Here is an 18,179-nt window from a genome sequence, read left to right as displayed (position 1 = left end):
ACAGGAGAGAATAAGGATGCAAGAGGTTTACGATAATGCAAAAAAACTGATGAAGGGCTATTGCCGGGTCTGCCCGGAGTGCGACGGAAAGGCCTGCCGGGGAGAGGTTCCGGGAATGGGCGGTCTTGGCACGGCCTCGGCGTTCAAGGACAATCTGAACGCACTCAAGGAGTACCGGTTCAATATGCGCCTGGTACACGATGTGGTTGAGCCGGATACTTCGGTGACCATCCTGGGCCAGGACCTGGACCTGCCGGTGCTGGCAGCACCCATCGGCGGGGTCTCCTTTAATATGGGCGGGAAGATCAGCGAAGACGCCTATGTCAATGCCATCATCCAGGGGTGCCTGGAAAAGGGGATACTGGGCTGCACAGGGGACGGGGTGCCCGATTTTATCCATGAAACCGCCCTGGCTGAAATCAAGTCTGCCGGGGGGCAGGGGATTCCCTTTATCAAGCCCTGGGAGGACAAGGAACTCTTTGAAAAATTCGACAAGGTCCGGGCCGCGGGTGCCGCCGTCATCGGCATGGACATCGATGCCGCAGGCCTTGTGACCCTGAGGCAGATGGGACGGCCGGTTTCCCCCAAGGGCGTGGACAAGCTGGGGGAGATTATTAAAAAGGCAGACATGCCATTTATCCTCAAAGGGGTGATGACCGTTGAGGATGCTGTGGCCGCCGCCGATGCCGGGGCCGATGCCATTGTGGTCTCCAACCACGGGGGGAGAGTCCTGGACTTCACGCCGGGTGCCGCCCGGGTACTGCCGGCGATCGCAGCGGCCGTGGGGGACCGCATCACCGTGCTGGCCGACGGCGGGGTGCGGACCGGCGGAGATGTGTTAAAACTCCTGGCGCTGGGGGCGGATGCCGTGATGATCGGCCGGCCCTTTTCCGTGGCGGCCGTGGGCGGCCTTAAAGAGGGGGTGGCAGCCTACATTGACAAGATAAAAATGGAGTTGATCCAGGCCATGGTGCTTACCGGCACTGAGCGGGCCGATGATGTGCCGGATGCCATCATATTCAAGCCCTAACCCGTCTTTTGTCTTTGTTCAACGGGTATCTGGATCTCCACCAAAAAATCCTTTTCGTGGAGGACGGCCAGTTTGGAGAGCAGTACCCGTTCCAGGGCCGGGCCGGTGGCCCGGTGCCCCGAGTCCCTTATAAAGTCCCTCAGCTCCGCCCGGGATGCTGCCAGGGCCTCATAGGGCCCTTTGTGGAAAAAATAGGCATAATGTCCCGGGGGCAACTCATCATTGGCCCTGTCCTTTGACGGCAGGGCCACTTTTTTAAAAATCTCCCGGCCGCCGGGCCCCTGTTCCACTTCGACCAGGAAATCATGGATATCGACATCAAAGGCCTCCCTGGCCGCTCTGAACATCTTTTTAAAACAGAGTTCCATGGCATATAGGTCTCCGGGCGGGGGCACTTCCATGCTGGACAGGGGCCGTTTTTCCATCCACTTGATTCCTTTCTCGTAGGGAGTGACGGCAAGACTGGCCTTGAGGGACTGGACCATGGTATCCAGCTGCCGCCTGGCCCTGAGGATCTGGTCCAGTTTTTTTTCTATGGTACGGCCCTGGGATTCCAGCAGCCTGATCCGGTCCCGGATGGAATCCTGGTTCCGGTAGGTTTTGATTTCCCGGAGTGTCATGCCCAGGCTTTTGAGAAATAAAATAATGTCCAGGTCCTCGCACTGGTCCGGATGGTAATACCGGTAACCGGTGGCAGAATCCACCTCCCTGGGCCTGAACAGGCCGATTTTATCGTAATAGATCAGGGTCTGCTTAGAGATTTGGTGCATCTGGGCCATTTCGCCGGCCTGAAACCTTATTTTCATCTTTTTTCCTCTTACCCGTATTGCGCAACGGTTTCATTTTGTAACAAAAATATACAACCCAGGGGTTGACTCTATAGTTACTATATACCTTATCTTCCCCTCTTTCGAAAGGATCTGAACACCGGAGCATTCATAAAGGGGGGATTTCACCCCAACTACTGGAAAATGATTCGGCCCTCAACCGGTGTTGAACTTTTATATTCAAGGAGTGAATTGATGAAAATGAAACAGATCGCGGCTATGATGCTGCTGTTATGCCTGACGGCAATGGGCTGCCTGGAACAGAAAGAACCGGCCGGGGCGGCCCAGGCCGCGGAATCCAAGGCGGCTCCCCCGCCGGCCGTGGATATCCTCACCGTGGAAACCCGGCCCTTTACGGAAACCGCGGACCTGCCCGGCCGCATCGCTGCGGTTCGGTCCGCCAAGGTCTGCGCCCGGGTGGCCGGCATTGTCCTGGCCCGGGAGTTTGAGGAAGGCAGCGATGTGGAAAAGGGGCAGATTCTTTTCCGCATTGATCCCGCCCCGTTTCAGGCCGCCCTGGCCGGTGCCGAGGCTCAACTTGCCCGGGCCCAGGCGGACCTTTTTGATGCCGCCGCCACATTTGACAGGTACAGGGCATTGATCAAAACCGGGGCCGTGTCAAAACAGGCCTTTGATTCCGCCCAGGCCAATATGAAAAAGGGGAAAGCCGCTGTACAGGCCGCCAAGGCAGAGATCAAAACCGCCCGCCTCAACCTGGGATATGCCACGGTGCGTGCCCCCATCTCCGGCCGCATCGGCCGGGCCATGGTCACCGAGGGGGCCCTGGTGGGCCAGGGCCAGGCAACCGTCATGGCCGAGATCCGGCAGCTGGATCCCATTTACGCCGATTTTAACCAGCCGGTGTCTGCCTATCTGCGGCTGAAAACCAGCCTGACTGAAAACGCCGCCATTACCAAAGAAGGGGGGCAGGTCACCCTGACCCTGGAAGAGGTGGGCAGCACCCGCAACGGCCGCCTGCTTTTTGCCGATGCCCGGGTCGACCAGCGGACCGGGCAGGTTTCATTAAGGGCGGAATTCCCCAACAAAGACGGCCTGCTGCTGCCGGGGATGTTTGTCCGGATCAGGACCCCCCAGGCAAAAATGCCTGAGGCTGTTTTTGTGCCCCAGCGGGCCATACTCCGGGGAACGGACGGAAAGGCCCGGGTCATGGTGATCAATGAAAAAGGGGAAGCCCAGCTAAGAGAGGTCGCCACCGGTGCCATGGTGGACGGAAACTGGCTGATCACCCGGGGGCTTGTCCCGGGAGAGAAAATTGTTACCACCGGAGCGGACAAGGTCCGTCCGGGCATGGCATTGGCCATGGCTGATGCCGAAGCCTCCGCCGCAAAAACAGCGGTGAATTAACAAGGAGTACCCATGTCGGAGTTTTTTATCAACCGCCCTAATTTTGCCTGGGTGGTGGCCATATTCATATGCCTGGCCGGGGCCCTGGCCATCCCCTCCCTGCCTGTGGAGAAATACCCCCAGGTGGCCCCGCCCCAGATCACGATCCAGGCCGTCTATCCCGGCGCCTCGGCCACGGTGCTCAACGATTCGGTGATCAGCCTCATTGAAGAGGAACTCAACGGTGCCAAAGGGCTGCTTTACTATGAGTCAACCTCCAGTTCCAACGGCCTGGGGGACATCACCGTGACCTTCCAGCCCGGTACGGACCCGGCCCTGGCCCAGGTGGACGTACAGAACCGGATCAAAAAAGCCGAATCCCGTCTGCCGGAGGCCGTAAAGCAGCAGGGCCTCCAGGTGGAACAGGCCAATGCCGGATTTCTTGTCATCTACTGCATATCCTACAAGGATAAAAATACAGATAAGGATCCCCAGGCCCTGGCCGATTTCATGGCCCGGAATATTAACAATGAGATCCGCCGGGTGCCCGGGGTGGGGAAGGTTCAGTTTTTTGCCTCGGAAAGCGCCATGCGGGTCTGGGTGAATCCAGAAAAGCTGTTGAAGTACGACCTTTCCCTGGCCGATGTAAATGCCGCCATTTCCACCCAGAATGTCCAGGTGCCGGCCGGCAGTTTCGGAGACCGCCCCGGTACGGGCACCCAGGAAATCATGGCCTCCTTTGCCCTCCAGGGCACCCTCACCACCCCTGAGGAATTCGGACGTATTGTTCTGCGGGCCGATGAAAACGGCGCCATCGTCAGGCTTTCCGATGTTTCCCGCATTGAAATCGGTTCCCAGTCCTATAATTTTGATTCCCGGATCAACGGGGTGCCGGGATCCTGTGCCGCAGTGCAGCTGGCCCCCGGGGCCAATGCCCTGGATACGGTGAAAGGGGTGAAACAGCGCCTTGAAGAACTCTCCGCCACCCTGCCGGCGGATATGGAAATCTCAGTGCCCTACGACACCTCCAAGTTTGTGGCCGTGGCCATTGAAAAAGTGCTTCATACCCTGGCCGAGGCCGTGGTGCTGGTCTTTATTGTGATCCTGCTCTTCCTCCAGAATTTCAGGTATACCCTCATTCCCACCATTGTGGTGCCGGTCTGCCTGCTGGGCACCTTTGCCATGATGTGGGCCCTGGGGTTTTCCGTGAACATGATGACCATGTTTGCCATGGTGCTTGCCATCGGCATTCTGGTGGACGACGCCATCGTTGTGGTGGAAAATGTGGAGCGGACCATGGCCGAAGAGGGGCTTTCCCCCAAAGCGGCCACCCGGAAAAGCATGAAGCAGATTTCCGGCGCCGTTGTGGGCATCACCCTGGTATTGTCCGCGGTGTTTTTCCCCCTGGCGTTCATGGACGGGTCCGTGGGCATCATTTACCGTCAGTTTTCCATGGTTATGGCCATTTCCATCATCATATCCGGCTTCCTGGCCCTGACCATGACCCCGGCTCTCTGTGCCACCATGCTCAAGCCTGTCTCCCGGGGACAAAGCCATACCAAAAGCGGTTTTTTCGGCGTTTTCAACCGGGTTTTCAACACACTTACCGGCCGATATGCCAAACTGGCCACAGGCCTTGTGGGCCGGAGCTGGCGGGTGATGTTCATTTATGCCGCCCTGGCCGGCTTCCTGGGATATACCTACCTTGGCCTTCCCCAGTCCTTTGTGCCGGCCGAGGACCAGGGCACCCTGCTGGTCAATGTGCAGCTGCCCCCCAATGCCGCCTACGGCCGGACCCTTGAGGTCACCCAAAAGATGGAAGACTATCTTATGTCCCGGCCGGCCATGGAATCGGTGATATCGGTGATCGGGTTCAGTTTTTCCGGCATGGGCCAGAACGCGGCCCTGGCGTTTCCCTCCCTTAAAGACTGGTCCCAGCGGGGCCAGGGGCAGTCCGCCGCGGATGAGGCCCTGGCCGCCAACATATTTCTTCACGGCAACAAGGACGGGGTGGCCTTTGCCGTGAATCCGCCCCCGGTGGACGGGCTGGGCAATGCCGGCGGTTTTTCCCTGCGGCTACAGGACAGGATCGGCCTGGGCCGGGAAAAATTGTCCCAGGCCCTGAACCAGGTCCTGGGACAGGCCAACCAGAACCCGGCCATTGCCTATGCCATGGTGGAGGGGCTGCCCGATGCGCCCCAGTTGAGGCTGGCGGTTGACCGCCAGAAAGCCGAGGCCCTGGGAGTCAGTTTCTCCGCCGTCAGCACCGTGGTGTCCACGGCCTTCGGCTCCGCCATGATCAATGATTATGTGAACCGCGGCCGGGTTCAGAAGGTGGTGGTCCAGGCCGATGCAGACAGCCGGCTGACACCGGAGAGTGTGGACCAGATCTATGTACCCAACACCAGGGGCGAGCAGGTTCCCCTGTCAGCCTTTACAAGGGTTTCCTGGGAACGCGGCCCGGTTCAGGTGGTCCGGTACAACGGATTTCCCTGTTTCAGGATTGCCGGCGACGCCGCCCCGGGCTATAGCACGGGCCAGGCCATGGCCGAGATGGAAAAGATCGTTTCAAATCTGCCCGCCGGCATCGGGTATGAGTGGACCGGGCTCTCCTTTCAGGAGAAATTTGCCGGTGCCCAGGCCCCCAAACTTTTCGGCCTGGCACTGCTGGTGGTATTTCTCCTGCTGGTGGCCCTGTACGAGTCCTGGTCCATTCCTTTTTCCGTCATGCTCATCGTGCCCATCGGGGCCCTGGGCGCGGTCCTGGCCACAAAGCACATGGGCATGGCCAATGATGTCTACTTCAAGGTGGGCCTGATCACCATCATCGGGCTTTCCGCCAAGAACGCCATCCTGATAGCAGAATTTGCAAAGGAATTGGTTGAACAGGGCCATAGCCTGGCCCAGGCTGCCGTTATGAGCGCAAAGACCCGGTTCCGCCCCATTATCATGACCTCCATGGCCTTTGTCCTGGGCGTGGTACCCCTGGCCACGGCCACAGGGGCCGGGGCTGCCAGCCAGCGGGCCATCGGCACCGGGGTCATCGGCGGCATGCTGGCGGCCACCCTGCTGGGTGTTCTTTTTGCACCGGTGTTTTTTGTCTGGGTGCTCTCCTTTTTCCGGCGCCGCAGTGAAAAGAAAATTTCCATAACCACCTAATATGTGCTATAAAAAGCGCGCTGCCGATGGGGTGAAAACCGTGTCGGCAGCCGTTTTTTTAATAACCTTCGAAAAGGCTGATACATATGCTGGACAAATTTTTTAAACTCAAAGAATACAACACCGATACCAGGACGGAGATCATTGCCGGCCTGACCACCTTTATGACCATGGCCTATATCCTGGCCGTGAATCCGGATATCATGAGCGCCACAGGCATGGACAAGGCAGCCCTGTTCACGGCAACGGCCCTTTCAGCCCTGGTGGCCACCCTGGTCATGGCCCTGGTGGCCCGGCTGCCCTTTGCCCTGGCCCCGGGCATGGGCCTCAACGCCTTTTTTGCCTTTACCGTGGTCCTGGGCATGGGATACCCCTGGGAAATGGCCCTGACCGCCGTTTTTCTGGAAGGCCTGATATTTATTGCCCTCACCTTTCTCAATGTTCGGGAGGCCATCATCAACGCCATTCCCCTGTCCATTAAAAATGCCGTTTCCGTAGGCATCGGCCTTTTTATCGCCTTCATCGGCCTCAAGGGGGCGGGGGTGATCGTTAAAAGCGAGGCCACCCTGGTCACCCTGGGGAACATGGGAAACCATTCGGTCTGGGTGGCCTTTATCGGCATCATTGTTTCCGCGGTGATGCTGGCACTGAACAAAAAAGGGGCCCTGCTGGCCGGCATTCTTGCCGCCACCCTGGCGGGCATTCCCCTGGGGGTCACCCATGTGGAGAACCTGAAGTTCTTTTCAGCACCGCCGTCGCTGTCCCCCATTCTTTTTCAGTTTGATTTTTCAAAAATTTTTACGGCGGACATGGCCGTGGTGCTGTTCACCTTTTTGTTCATCGATATGTTTGACACCGTGGGGACCCTTGTGGGGGTCGGTGCCAAGGCCGGCCTCCTGGATAACAAAGGCCGGCTGCCCCGGGCCAAGCAGGCCCTGCTGGCCGATGCCGTGGGCACCACCTTCGGGGCCATGATCGGTACCTCCACCGTGACCACCTTTGTGGAAAGCGCCGCCGGCGTGGCCGAAGGGGGCCGTACCGGTCTGACCTCCCTCACCGTTGCGGGATTGTTTTTTCTTTCCCTGTTTCTGTCACCCCTGTTTTTGATGATTCCTTCGGCGGCCACGGCCCCGGCCCTGGTCATGGTGGGCTTTTTCATGCTCTCCCCCATCCGGAATATCGACCTGGAAGACACCACCGAGGCCCTGCCGGCATTTGTCACTTTTCTGATGATGCCCCTGACTTACAGCATTTCCGAAGGCATCGTCTTCGGTATGCTTACCTATGTGGTGGTGAAGGTCCTTTCCGGGAAACCTAAGGATGTCTCCCCGGTCATGGCCGTCATCTCAATTATTTTTGTTTTGAAGTTTATCATCTAACCACGGGTTCCCTTCCTTCCCCCTCTGTTTAATGGGGAAAAGAAGGGAACCCTTTATCACTAAAATAAGAAATGAAAAGAAACGATTGATGAAAACCGGCCCGGGATACAGAGAATTTATCACCCTGATGGCGGTCATTATCTCCATCACCGCCCTGGCCATCGATGTGATGCTGCCGGCCCTGCCGGACATCGGCAGGGATCTCGGGGTGGGCCATGCCAACGATGTTCAGCTGGTGATTTCCGTGCTCATACTGGGCCTGGGAGTCGGGCAACTCTTCTGGGGGCCGCTGTCGGACCGGTTTGGACGGAAGCCCATTATTCTGATTGGATTTATTATTTTTGTAGCCGGCTGTCTTCTGTCTATATTTGCTTCCCGGTTTGACACCATGCTGGCCGGACGGTTCGTTCAGGGGGTGGGGGCTGCAGGCCCCCGTACGGCCATTGTCGCCCTGATCCGGGACCAGTATGACGGCCGGGCCATGGCCCGGATCATGTCGGCCATCATGGCGATTTTCATCTTTGTTCCCGCCATTGCCCCGGCACTGGGCCAGGTGGTGATGCTGACGGCGGGCTGGCGTACTATTTTCTTTGTATTGATGCTCCAGGGGATGGTTGCCGCCACATGGTTCTGCCTGCGCCAGCCCGAAACCCTGCCCGCCGGACACCGGGTGCTTTTTTCGGCCAGGCGTATTCTCAGGGGCCTTGTTGAGGTCTGTACCACCCGCATCTCCCTGGGCTACACCCTGGCCGCCGGATTTATGTCCGGAGCGCTGCTTTCGTATCTGAACTGCGCCCAGCCAATTTTCCAGGATATCTACAAGCTGGGGCGGCTATTCCCCCTTTACATGGCCTGTATCGCGCTGTCCCTGGGCGGCGCCTCTTTTTTGAATTCCCGCATCGTCATGCGGTTCGGCATGCGGGTCCTCTCCTACCGGGCGGTTTTCTTTTTTACCCTTTTGATGGCTGCTTACCTGGGCCTCAGCCTTTACATGGACGGCCAGCCCCCCCTGGGGGTAATGGTGGGTTTTTTCGCCCTGTCCTTTTTCTGTCTGGGGATTCTGTTCGGTAATCTCAATGCCGTCGCCATGGATCCCCTGGGGCATATTGCAGGGATAGGCGCCTCGGTCATCGGCTCCCTGACCAGCCTGATTTCATCTCCCTTATCCGCTTTTATCGGCGGTTATTACGATGGCACGACAATTCCCCTGGCGCTGGGATTTGTTACTCTCGGGGGGCTTACCTACCTGGCCATGCGATGGGGAGATGGGTTTGCCGACAAAAAGGAGCAATGACTATCCTTCGGCGCGGCACGCCATGGCTTTGGGGGGAAATACAATGTCAAACAGCCAGTTGAACCCCAGGGCGTAGAGGGGAACAAAGCAGGCCATGGAAACATCCAGGGCCAGGGCCCGGTAAAAGGAAAGGTCCAGCCACCACATGATCAGCGGCAGGCTGAAGAAGAGCAGGAAGACTTCGAAGAGTATCGAATGAAAGGATCTCAATGCCAGGGACCTGGGGTAGAGGGGGCGTTTCAGAAGCAGCAGCACCCGGTCAAAAACATAATTATACACCCCGTTGCAGACCATGGCGGTGAGGCTCAGTCCCAGGCTCATCATCCCGGCATGGGACATGCTTTTATTGAAAAGAATTGAAATCAGAGGCATGCAGATGCCCAGCAGTACCAGTTCAAACAGCAGCGTGTGCATCACTCTTTCCCTAAAATTCCTCATTTATTCTTCCTGGGCCGTGGCATTTTATCCATTGTTTACCGGCAATCTTGCCGGATTCAGGATGATATTTATACACCTGTATCGGATATAAGACAAATGGGAATCCGTCTGATGAATTGACTCTCCGCCTTATTCCGTTGCAGGCGGTCAGTTCCCCGGTTTCAGCAGGCGCAAGTCTCTTTTGGAAACCATGCCCTTGGCAAGCTTCCCAATCACTTTCACCTGGGCCAGGGGATGCTTTTTGTTTTCCAGCAGGAGCCGGTTCAGGGTATGCCGGTCCTCCGGGGGAGGGGCCTGCCCCGGCCGGGGTATAAGTGTGATGGCATTGGGCTTGCAAACAGCGGCGCAATGGCCGCAGCCAATGCACCGGCCGGGGTCGATGACCGGTAGCTTTTGTTTTTTGCCGCCGGCCGGGGCCATGGAAAGGGCATCTGTACAGCATGTATCGGCGCACTTGCCGCAACCGGCGCATTTTTCCTTATCCAACACTGCCGTAAACCCGCTTTCCCAGAAATCCAGGGGCCTGGGCAGTTCTTTATGCAGGCCCAGCATGGAACAGCAGCAGCCGCAGCAGGAACACAAAAAGTCGATTTTCCGGGTATTGGAGGGCTGGAGCACCAGGCCTTCCTCCTGGTTCTGCCGGATAATCTTAATGGCATCGGCCCTGGGGATTTCACGGCCCACCTCCATTTTGATCAGGGTGTGGGCCATGGGCCCCATGGCCATGCAGGTGTCAACCCGTTGGGTCTGCCGGCAGGGTTCCCCCTGGCTGTCTTTTTTTTTCCTGCAGATACAGGGCAGTACCACAAAGGGGGCTTCGGCGGTTTCCAGAAGACGAAGTATCTGGTCGTAGTCCGCGGCCGGAAGATCCGGAGTGATGCTTTTATGAATGGGCACGGTGCGCATCTGTGACCGTTTGGTGGAAAGAAAGGAGATGCCGTAGCGCTTCTCCGAGGTATAGGCCTTGAAATCCCGGATGAATCCGGGGGTGAGGCGGTTGACCTGGAGTTCGTATATGCCCACCACCAGGGGGGCATTGGCGTAAAGATCCCGCCCTCTTTCCCGGCGCAGTTCCAGCCCGCCTTTTTTTACCATGGCCGTGAGATGGTCCTCCAGTATCGATTCCGAGGCAACGAGGCCGTCGGCCCGGCTGAAAATTTCCTCCAAAGACCGGGGTTCATGGCTGAGACAGGTGGCGATTTTAGCCTCCAGGGGGGTGAAAATATGTTTGAGCAGCCGAATGTCAGCACCGCTGGCCGACGGCGGAAAGCCTACGGGTTGGCGGTTCAGGTGCTGCTGCAGCTTTCTGTAGGGGACATGGGTATGGGAGCTGCGGGCTGTATTTTTCATTCTTATGTGATAGGGTAATTCGGGTGTACCGTCAATTGCAAAGAGGAAAAACAGCGGAGGAAGAATGCGGACCATCGGACTATTGGGGGGGATGAGCTGGGAAAGCACCCTGGAATACTACAGGCTTATCAACCAGGGAATAAAGGAAAAGCTGGGCGGGCTCCACTCGGCCAAGATCGTCATGGTCAGCGTGGATTTCGATCCCATTGAAAAACTCCAGCATGCCGGGGACTGGGCGGGCACGGCTGACATCCTTTCCAGGGCGGCCCGGGACATTGAGTCGGCCGAGGCGGATTTTTTCCTGATCTGCACCAATACCATGCACAAGGTCGCCCCCCAGGTGCAGTCCCGGGTGAACATCCCCCTGGTCCACATTGCCGATGCCACGGCCGAGGCCGTCCGGAAAAGGGGAATGAAAACCGTTGGCCTGCTGGGCACGGCCTTTACCATGGAGCAGGACTTTTACAAGGGCCGGCTGGAGAGCAATTTCGGCCTAAAGGTATTAACCCCCGAAAAACCGGACAGAGACATTGTCCACAATGTGATTTATAGGGAACTTTGCTTGGGGAAGATCAATCCGGACTCAAAGGCCGAATATATCCGGATCATCGACGGCCTGGCGGCCCGGGGAGCAGAAGCCGTTATCCTGGGCTGCACCGAGATCGGCCTGCTGGTGGGGAAAAAAGATACCGCAGTGCCACTGCTGGACACCACGGCCATCCATGCAGCCAGGGCGGTTGCCCTGGCTGTTGAGTCGTGTATTGATTAAGTAAGAGATCTTTTTCTTCTAAGGCCCAATAGTCCGATCAGGCCGGTGCCCAGAAGGATAAACGCTGTGGGTACCGGCACGGGGGTGGCACCCTGAACACCGGCGAGCATTGCTTCTTTGAACAGCTTATAACCAGTTTCTGTGGGGCCTTCCAGATTATATTCATGATAAAAGGCTGTACTAATTCCTAAATTACCTCCGAAATAAAATCCCCATACAAGGCTGGACCCCAGGCCCAGATCCTTTGTTAGTGTATTTTCTCCCTCTTGATACGTGTAGGTTGCTGTCCAATTACCCGATACAAATGCAAACGTGAGTGTACCGGAATCAATGGAACCATTTAAGAGAGACATATAAGAATTCGGTTCATTACTCCCGTTCATATCCCCCAGTTTAAAAATCCCGAATTCTTCATTACCTGTGATTTCATCGTTGATAATTGCAGTGTTTAGCCCTTCATCCCAGATTCTTACTTCGCCCCCCTCTTCAATTAATGTCCAGGCCTGTTCATAAGGGGTTAGAACCAAGGCCGCTGAAACCTGGTAGACTCCTGTCAGAAGGCAGCAGAGGGTTAAGCCGATGGTGATGGCAAGTTTTTTCATTGTATATCTCCCCGATTAATTAAACGGTTATATTTCATTTCCGGTTGCATCAAATGTTTTAATCGTGCCGTCTCCAATGTCAACGCTCATGTTAACTGCAATCACGGTGGCATCTCCGGAGGTGAAAGTGTTTCCGGTCTGGTTCCATGCCCCACCTTCAAGTGTCACGGTGTCTCCATCACCGCCGCCTGAAATCATCAATGTGTCCGCGTCCGGTGTCATTCCTAAGACTTCGTTCACCGTTAATGAGATGGTCTGGCTTTCGCCATCAGAACTTAACTGAATGCTTTCCATGTTGTCAATGGACAGTCCTGTAAAATCCAGTGATGCATCATCCACAAGAAGGGTGTCGAACCCCTCGCCGCCGTCAATGGTATCGTTTCCGGTGCCGCCGTTAATTGTATCATCCCCAGCCCCGCCGTTAATTATATCATTCCCAGAGCCGCCGTTGATGGTATCATCTCCTGCCCCGCCGTCAATGATATCGATGCCTTCCTGGCCGTAGATGGTATCATTCCCGTCACCGCCGTCAATGATATCGTTGCCGCCTTCACGCCCCTCGCCCCCCCGGGTGGTTTCGGCAGCAAGTTCTTCATGGTTGTCACGGATATAGTTCAGTGTATCGTCCCTGTCCCAGTTGTCGCCGGCTTCCAGTCTTTCAAATACTTCCCAGCCGGATCCGTCGGGCAGATCTATCCCTTGGGCATCAGCCAGGGCATCTGTATTTAAAACATCTCCAAAGATGATATCGTCGCCGTCACCGCCATTGATCGCATCATTACCGGCGGGATATATCCTGGCCTGGGAGATGATATCGGGGACGGTGGCACTCAGATCCCCTGAATCACTGTTAACGGCATCTCCTGTTGAATCGATATAATTTAAGTAGGTCTGCCGGAAAGACGTGTCCCCTTCAGGTACGTCTACCCCTACCGCACGGAGGCTGCCGCCGTAGATGGCCAGGTTATATTGTATCTGGGGGACCATGCCAATAAAGCCCAGGTGGTTGAAGTCAAATTCTCCGTCAGAAATAAACAGAACCTGAGTCTCTCTGCCTTCCAGCACCCCATTGATTTCAGAGAAGGCTGCTGTATAATTTGTCATGGCGCTATCTGAAGCCGTTAGGTTTTCGATTTCCTGGATAATGGTTTGCCAGCTTTGTTCTGAACTTAATGTCCATGAGGCAGTGTCAGTGCCGTCTGCAAACGTTATCAGCGTGATATCCACAGCACTGCCGGGATTGGCAAGGACCTGCTCATAAAGATCATTAACGGCTGCCTTGGCAGCGTTTTGTAGATCGGTAAATTTTTGCTGTTCATCCATGGAGCCGGAGATATCCATCACCAGGACATAATGAACGTCCATACTGTTGCCGCCGACATCCCCCACAAGGATATCCGCACCTTCACCCCCGTTAATGGCCCCTTGGACCACTCCGGCGGGATTCTCAGTATGGGAAGGCTGCTGGTCAGCGGGGAGCGGCAGCGGGGTCATGTCATTATCATAGCTGTACAGACCGGTTTCACTTGGCGGTATGGGGCCGTCATATCCCTCCCTCTCGTATTCGTATTGGTATTCGTCATAGGGCTCTACTTGGAACGGGATCGGATCGGACCCGAGGATGAACACGGATTCCGGTTCCGAGGTTTCCGGGGTTTCGACGGGTTCGGTTTCCACGGTGCTGCTCCGGGCAAGGATGATGTCTTCGGATTCCGGGGGGGCATCAATGCCCAGTCCCCTGGGATCGACATCGCCGGCGCTCTGGTCGCCGCCGTAATAATCGGGGTTTTCTCCCTGGAAGGGGTCCAAGCCGGCTTCGGTGGGATCTTCGGGGAGTTCATCCCCTGTCGCCGTGGGGTCTTCGGGCACTGGTTCACCCTGTTCAAGGGCGGCCTGCATGGCGGCGGCTTCCCTCACCGTTGCATCTTCTGGATCGGTGATGCCGGCGACGGTTTCGTCCACAAGGAGGCTGGCATCCGGGCCAAGGGCGGCAAGTTCATGGCCCTGGGCATCAACAAGGGTGCAGCTGACATCGCCTTCGGTCAAAAGGGTTTCATTGACATATACTTCGTCCCCTTCCTTGAGCGTCCGCTGTCCGCCGGGGCCGATTGCAATGATGGTTCCGCTTCCTTTAACGGATTGGATGATTCCTGCTGTGGCCATGTTTTTCTCCTTTATCTCACACTGTCCGGTCTGTCGGTTTGGTTACCTTCTATTTATATGGTTATATGAATAGCCCTTATTTTTCAAAAAAACATCGTACCAAGGTACAATTTTTCATAATTTGAGTGTTTTTTGGAATGGCAATCCGACCCTTTGGCGGTTCCGGGCATAATTTATCGGGGGCGGACATCTTTGTCCCCCGGGCACCATCAGTGCCGCTGCGGCATTGCAATCTTATCCGTTTGGAGACAGCAGTTTTCTGCGCATATGGTACGCGGCCTGGACCGCTGCCCTGACCGGGGCGTCAAAGGCACCCGTTACGGGCAGGCGGGCAAACCGCTGGAAGGCTTCAATGGCTGACCGGGTGTCCGGGCCCATCTTGTTGTCGATAATACCCGGGGAGATGCCCAGATCGTCCAATGCCGTCTGCAGGTCCCCCACGGATGATATCCTGAATTCAGAGGGCGTTTCCGGGACCGGACTGCCGGGATCGGCCGGGGCCTGGCTGGCGTATTTTTCATATGCCTGGGCTATTTTGACATGATAGTTGTTTTTTCGGTAGGCGGGACCATTGTATCCCCTGGCGAATCTGGCCCAGTCCAGGGCACGCAGGTGCCGGTCCAGATGATTGGCTTCCACAAATCCCACAAATGCTTCAAGGTGGCTGTTTTCGGATTCGACCATGGCCGCGACAAAGGCCTCGATATCATTGAATCCGCAGACCTGGTGGTTGAATCCCATGATCTGGAATTTCCCCCAAGAAGCGGAGAGCAGGGCTGCTTCACGGTCAAGCGCCATGGCCTGCTCAAGCCGCTCGTACTCTTTTGCCCCCCCGCTGTAGTTGCCCGGAGGACCGCTGATTTCCGGGTGGCTGCCGTTGTACCTGCCCCGTGTGATGTTCCGGAATTTATGCCGTTCGAACAATATTTTGGGGCGGCCGTCATCCAGAAAACCGTCTCCCCTGGATTCCACTTCTGCTACAGCCTTGATGGCGGCAATGTCGCAGGCCAGGTCCTCTGCGGCATGGGCAAATGCATCTTCCGTGATGGGCTGATCCGCTTTTTTGCTTTTGAAATCCATGGATAATTCTCCTGTTCGAAAATTGGGGTGGCAACTCTATTTGACTGCCATGACGATGTATTCCAGGCCGGCATCAAAATCGATATCAAGCAGTCTTTTGTTGGACTCCAGCAGGTACTCCCGGGTATGAATTACCGAAATCCGGGAATAGCCCTGGGCGATTTTTTCTCCTGCGTATTCCCCGGCAGCGTCTAAATTGTCAAATAGCGCAATCCGTGTCTTTCGCGCCTGCACATGCTGAATATCAGACATGATAACCTCCCTATTATTCTTTGCTTAAGATGTCCAGATGGCCGGCCAGATCCTGGGCTGTAAATGATGAGCCAAGCAGGTAGCTGCGCAGGTTTGCGCTGCCGGCAAAAATTTTATCGTATAGATCCGTATTGGTTTCATCCGGATCGAGGATTTTTCTGTATTCCGTTTCTTTAGCCGTATCCTTTTCATTGCCAGGAAAGATGATGGCCATGATGCTATCTGCGAGTTCCCCTTTCCGGGGGGCATTTTTAATGCCCTGGTCCAGACTATGGTCGAATTCGGAGATGAGCCTGAACTCTTTGGGCGTGCCGCCGGTGATGCCTGCTCCCTGGGCGGCCCAGATCTGGGCGGCCACCCCTGTGGCAAAGGACTGCATCACCCCGCCTTTGAAAGAGGCCTTTGCATTGGGGCTGTCCTGGCCGGCGGCGGTTGCCGTGCCCGTATTGATGGTGGCGTCGGAACTGGCCCCTGTCTGGCCGCTGAATGTCCCGAATACGGAATATGCATCTGTTTTTTCAATGCCTTTTTCCCTGGCAACATACTTGGCATCCTTGGTGAACCGGGCAATTAACGCGGTCTTTTGGGACTCCACCCGGATGAAATCCTTTATCAATGCCCTTTTTTCCGCTTTTTTGCCCGGGTCACTCTCTTTAACCAGAAGGGCTAACTCCTTGTCCATGCTGAGGAGAACGGGAGAGGGCGCGTCCCCATCCCTGTAGAAATTGAGGGCGCTTTTAACCAGGCTTGCCGCATTTTTATCGCCGGCATCACTGGCCTGTCCGAGGCTTTTGTCTGCCCGCTCAAGAATGCCTGCAATAAAGGGATCCTTATTGCTGACATATTTTTCGGCATTGGCAATATACAGGGGGACCACGGCACCCTCCTGGCGGTTGTATCCCACTTCAACGGTCGGGCGCTGGTAGGCGTCCGCACCGATCTTCACCCCCACCTGGGTATTGGTCACAAAAAAGATGGCATCATGGTGCTTGGGGGCTGCGCAGCCCGTTGCCAGGCACAGGGCCGCCACCGCCGCCGAAAAAAACAGGGCCGGTTTCAGTCTGAAACGCTTTTGATCACCCATAGGTTTGCCTCCTTTTGTCTGGTGATGAATTCATATAATCGGTCAAATTGTTCCTGGGTTGCCACCTGGATATAAAATGCATTATCCGGCGGGAGTTTCACCTGCTTATGCGCTGAATAGCCGAGGGCCAGTCCGTTCGGACCTCCGGATATCCCCCAGTTTTCAATCTCTTTGACTTCAAAGGTCTGTCCGCCGGGGGCGATTGTTCTGGGCAGGCTTATCCGGGTATAGCCGATACAATGCCGGGTCTGGCTGCTGTCTCCATTTTCAGTGGTCCAGCTCAGGCAGCCGGCCAGCCACAGGCATGAAAAAAGTATCAGGCTAAGCGCCGGGGAGATTTTCCTGGTCACGGATAACATGGCATCACTCCCTTGGTCTGACTGGGGCGGATGAGGTTTTTAATGGGCCGGCGGCTAAGCTGGATTGGAATAGAAAGAATATGAAAATTCGCCGGGTCAAATACCTAGGTGAAAATAATTGTCCAGAGTGTCACATACTCCGGACAAGGGTGTCAATAATGAATCCGTTTTTGTCTGTACAATAATATCTTGACATTCCCTCCGGGTTTAATAAGCTGCGGATAAGCGTCCAGGTGCCGGAAGGCATAAAGGGAACCCTGTGCAATTCAGGGACGGGCCCGCCGCTGTAAGTGGGGACGAAGGCTTTAATCGGCCACTGCAGGGGGAAGACCCCTGTGGGAAGGCAAAGCCTTTTTGGAAGATCCACAAGTCAGAAGACCTGCCTGGAACGGACGGATTCCCCTGCGAGGCGCCTGGGGCTGCCGGGTAGTTCGGGATGAAGAAAAGGGATACCCCGGATCGATGAACGCATCGGTCCGGGGTTTTTGTTTATATGGAGCAGAGACGGGAAGAATGGAATGAAAAAAGGTCTATTGATGGTATATACGGGAAACGGCAAGGGAAAAACCACCTCCGCCCTGGGCATGGCCATGCGCAGTGCCGGCCACGGGCTGAAGGTTTGCATTGTCCAGTTCATAAAGGCAGAAGGGCGTTACGGGGAGCTTGAGGCCTGCAAACGCTTTGCAGATGAAATCGACCTGCACGTCATGGGGCGGGGCTTTACCTTTAAGTCCGATGACCTTGAGAAAGACAGGGCAAAGGCCAGGGAGGCCTGGGAATACGCCCAGGGGGCCATGGCCGGGGGGGACTACCATCTGGTTATACTGGATGAGTTTACCTATCTGCTCAACTACGGAATGATTGATATGGACAATGTATTGAGCGTGTTCTCCCATAAACCAGATGACCTCCACGTGGCCATCACCGGGCGGGACGCCCCTCGCCCCATCATCGACGCCGCAGATCTGGTCACGGAAATGCGGGAGGTCAAGCATCCCTATAAAGATGCAGGGGTCATGGGCCAGAAAGGAATTGAATTTTAGATGATG

The 18,179-nt window shown here is 56.0% G+C and carries 16 protein-coding genes and 1 riboswitch; of the genes, 7 read left to right on the top strand and 9 right to left on the bottom strand.

Going from position 1 to position 18,179, the window contains the following annotated elements:
- Window positions 1–16: 16 nt before the first annotated feature.
- A complete protein-coding gene (locus HUN04_11950; protein ID WDP90371.1) occupies window positions 17–1,030 on the top strand; it encodes an alpha-hydroxy-acid oxidizing protein in 1,014 nt (337 codons plus the stop codon).
- On the opposite strand, the gene HUN04_11945 is transcribed toward HUN04_11950, so the two are convergent.
- Window positions 1,027–1,836, bottom strand: a complete 810-nt coding sequence (locus HUN04_11945) for a MerR family transcriptional regulator (protein WDP90370.1) — start codon at window positions 1,834–1,836, stop codon at window positions 1,027–1,029. The genes HUN04_11950 and HUN04_11945 overlap by 4 nt on opposite strands.
- A 216-nt stretch (window positions 1,837–2,052) precedes the next feature.
- Between HUN04_11945 and HUN04_11940 the strand changes: the two genes are divergently transcribed.
- From HUN04_11940 to HUN04_11925, 4 genes are all read left to right on the top strand, one after another.
- Window positions 2,053–3,222, top strand: coding sequence for an efflux RND transporter periplasmic adaptor subunit (locus HUN04_11940; GenBank protein WDP90369.1), 1,170 nt, complete (start codon window positions 2,053–2,055; stop codon window positions 3,220–3,222).
- A gap of 12 nt (window positions 3,223–3,234) precedes the next feature.
- Window positions 3,235–6,360, top strand: a complete 3,126-nt coding sequence (locus HUN04_11935; protein WDP90368.1) for a multidrug efflux RND transporter permease subunit — start codon at window positions 3,235–3,237, stop codon at window positions 6,358–6,360.
- An 86-nt stretch (window positions 6,361–6,446) separates the two neighbouring features.
- Entirely contained in the window at window positions 6,447–7,739 is a 1,293-nt protein-coding gene (locus HUN04_11930) for an NCS2 family permease (GenBank protein ID WDP90367.1), read from the top strand.
- Window positions 7,740–7,827: 88 nt separating this feature from the next.
- Window positions 7,828–9,033, top strand: a complete 1,206-nt coding sequence (locus HUN04_11925) for a multidrug effflux MFS transporter (protein WDP90366.1) — start codon at window positions 7,828–7,830, stop codon at window positions 9,031–9,033.
- Here HUN04_11925 and HUN04_11920 read toward each other — a convergent pair whose 3' ends face one another.
- Both HUN04_11920 and HUN04_11915 read right to left on the bottom strand, forming a co-directional pair.
- A complete protein-coding gene (locus HUN04_11920) occupies window positions 9,034–9,471 on the bottom strand; it encodes a PACE efflux transporter (GenBank protein ID WDP90365.1) in 438 nt (145 codons plus the stop codon).
- 147 nt (window positions 9,472–9,618) lie between these two features.
- The gene (locus HUN04_11915; GenBank protein ID WDP90364.1) at window positions 9,619–10,821 is read right to left on the bottom strand and encodes a 4Fe-4S dicluster domain-containing protein; all 1,203 of its coding nucleotides are present in this window, start codon (window positions 10,819–10,821) and stop codon (window positions 9,619–9,621) included.
- A 64-nt stretch (window positions 10,822–10,885) separates the two neighbouring features.
- Between HUN04_11915 and HUN04_11910 the strand changes: the two genes are divergently transcribed.
- The gene (locus tag HUN04_11910) at window positions 10,886–11,590 is read left to right on the top strand and encodes an aspartate/glutamate racemase family protein (GenBank protein ID WDP90363.1); all 705 of its coding nucleotides are present in this window, start codon (window positions 10,886–10,888) and stop codon (window positions 11,588–11,590) included.
- Here the strand turns inward: HUN04_11910 and HUN04_11905 are convergent.
- The 6 genes from HUN04_11905 to HUN04_11880 all read right to left on the bottom strand — a co-directional run bounded on the left by HUN04_11905 (window position 11,587) and on the right by HUN04_11880 (window position 17,130).
- Entirely contained in the window at window positions 11,587–12,192 is a 606-nt protein-coding gene (locus HUN04_11905; protein WDP90362.1) for a PEP-CTERM sorting domain-containing protein, read from the bottom strand. The two genes, HUN04_11910 and HUN04_11905, sit on opposite strands and share 4 nt — an antisense overlap.
- 27 nt (window positions 12,193–12,219) lie before the next feature.
- The gene (locus tag HUN04_11900) at window positions 12,220–14,355 is read right to left on the bottom strand and encodes a VWA domain-containing protein (protein WDP90361.1); all 2,136 of its coding nucleotides are present in this window, start codon (window positions 14,353–14,355) and stop codon (window positions 12,220–12,222) included.
- Between the two features lie 234 nt (window positions 14,356–14,589).
- Entirely contained in the window at window positions 14,590–15,435 is an 846-nt protein-coding gene (locus HUN04_11895) for a DUF3380 domain-containing protein (protein ID WDP90360.1), read from the bottom strand.
- 36 nt (window positions 15,436–15,471) lie between these two features.
- Window positions 15,472–15,687 (bottom strand): hypothetical protein, encoded by a 216-nt coding sequence (locus HUN04_11890; protein WDP90359.1) that lies wholly within the window; start codon window positions 15,685–15,687, stop codon window positions 15,472–15,474.
- Window positions 15,688–15,700: 13 nt separating this feature from the next.
- A complete protein-coding gene (locus tag HUN04_11885; protein WDP90358.1) occupies window positions 15,701–16,771 on the bottom strand; it encodes a hypothetical protein in 1,071 nt (356 codons plus the stop codon).
- Window positions 16,744–17,130 (bottom strand): hypothetical protein, encoded by a 387-nt coding sequence (locus tag HUN04_11880; GenBank protein WDP90357.1) that lies wholly within the window; start codon window positions 17,128–17,130, stop codon window positions 16,744–16,746. Before HUN04_11880 ends, HUN04_11885 begins: the two co-directional genes overlap by 28 nt.
- Window positions 17,131–17,344: 214 nt before the next feature.
- Window positions 17,345–17,532: riboswitch (cobalamin riboswitch) on the top strand.
- A gap of 116 nt (window positions 17,533–17,648) precedes the next feature.
- Between HUN04_11880 and cobO the strand changes: the two genes are divergently transcribed.
- The gene (cobO, locus tag HUN04_11875) at window positions 17,649–18,173 is read left to right on the top strand and encodes a cob(I)yrinic acid a,c-diamide adenosyltransferase (protein WDP90356.1); all 525 of its coding nucleotides are present in this window, start codon (window positions 17,649–17,651) and stop codon (window positions 18,171–18,173) included.
- Window positions 18,174–18,179: the final 6 nt, after the last annotated feature.

It is taken from the genome of Desulfobacter sp., assembly GCA_028768525.1.
Taxonomy (GTDB): domain Bacteria; phylum Desulfobacterota; class Desulfobacteria; order Desulfobacterales; family Desulfobacteraceae; genus Desulfobacter.
The sequence above is the reverse complement of the archived record's forward strand: the minus strand, read 5'-3'. Positions and strand labels throughout refer to the sequence as shown.

Bases quoted from the DNA above. Each gene is read 5' to 3' on its own strand.
- HUN04_11950 (WDP90371.1), top strand. From the start codon at position 17: ATGCAAGAGGTTTACGATAATGCAAAAAAACTGATGAAGGGCTATTGC.
- HUN04_11945 (WDP90370.1), bottom strand. From the start codon at position 1,836: ATGAAAATAAGGTTTCAGGCCGGCGAAATGGCCCAGATGCACCAAATC.
- HUN04_11940 (WDP90369.1), top strand. From the start codon at position 2,053: ATGAAAATGAAACAGATCGCGGCTATGATGCTGCTGTTATGCCTGACG.
- HUN04_11935 (WDP90368.1), top strand. From the start codon at position 3,235: ATGTCGGAGTTTTTTATCAACCGCCCTAATTTTGCCTGGGTGGTGGCC.
- HUN04_11930 (WDP90367.1), top strand. From the start codon at position 6,447: ATGCTGGACAAATTTTTTAAACTCAAAGAATACAACACCGATACCAGG.
- HUN04_11925 (WDP90366.1), top strand. From the start codon at position 7,828: ATGAAAACCGGCCCGGGATACAGAGAATTTATCACCCTGATGGCGGTC.
- HUN04_11920 (WDP90365.1), bottom strand. From the start codon at position 9,471: ATGAGGAATTTTAGGGAAAGAGTGATGCACACGCTGCTGTTTGAACTG.
- HUN04_11915 (WDP90364.1), bottom strand. From the start codon at position 10,821: ATGAAAAATACAGCCCGCAGCTCCCATACCCATGTCCCCTACAGAAAG.
- HUN04_11910 (WDP90363.1), top strand. From the start codon at position 10,886: ATGCGGACCATCGGACTATTGGGGGGGATGAGCTGGGAAAGCACCCTG.
- HUN04_11905 (WDP90362.1), bottom strand. From the start codon at position 12,192: ATGAAAAAACTTGCCATCACCATCGGCTTAACCCTCTGCTGCCTTCTG.
- HUN04_11900 (WDP90361.1), bottom strand. From the start codon at position 14,355: ATGGCCACAGCAGGAATCATCCAATCCGTTAAAGGAAGCGGAACCATC.
- HUN04_11895 (WDP90360.1), bottom strand. From the start codon at position 15,435: ATGGATTTCAAAAGCAAAAAAGCGGATCAGCCCATCACGGAAGATGCA.
- HUN04_11890 (WDP90359.1), bottom strand. From the start codon at position 15,687: ATGTCTGATATTCAGCATGTGCAGGCGCGAAAGACACGGATTGCGCTA.
- HUN04_11885 (WDP90358.1), bottom strand. From the start codon at position 16,771: ATGGGTGATCAAAAGCGTTTCAGACTGAAACCGGCCCTGTTTTTTTCG.
- HUN04_11880 (WDP90357.1), bottom strand. From the start codon at position 17,130: ATGTTATCCGTGACCAGGAAAATCTCCCCGGCGCTTAGCCTGATACTT.
- cobO (WDP90356.1), top strand. From the start codon at position 17,649: ATGAAAAAAGGTCTATTGATGGTATATACGGGAAACGGCAAGGGAAAA.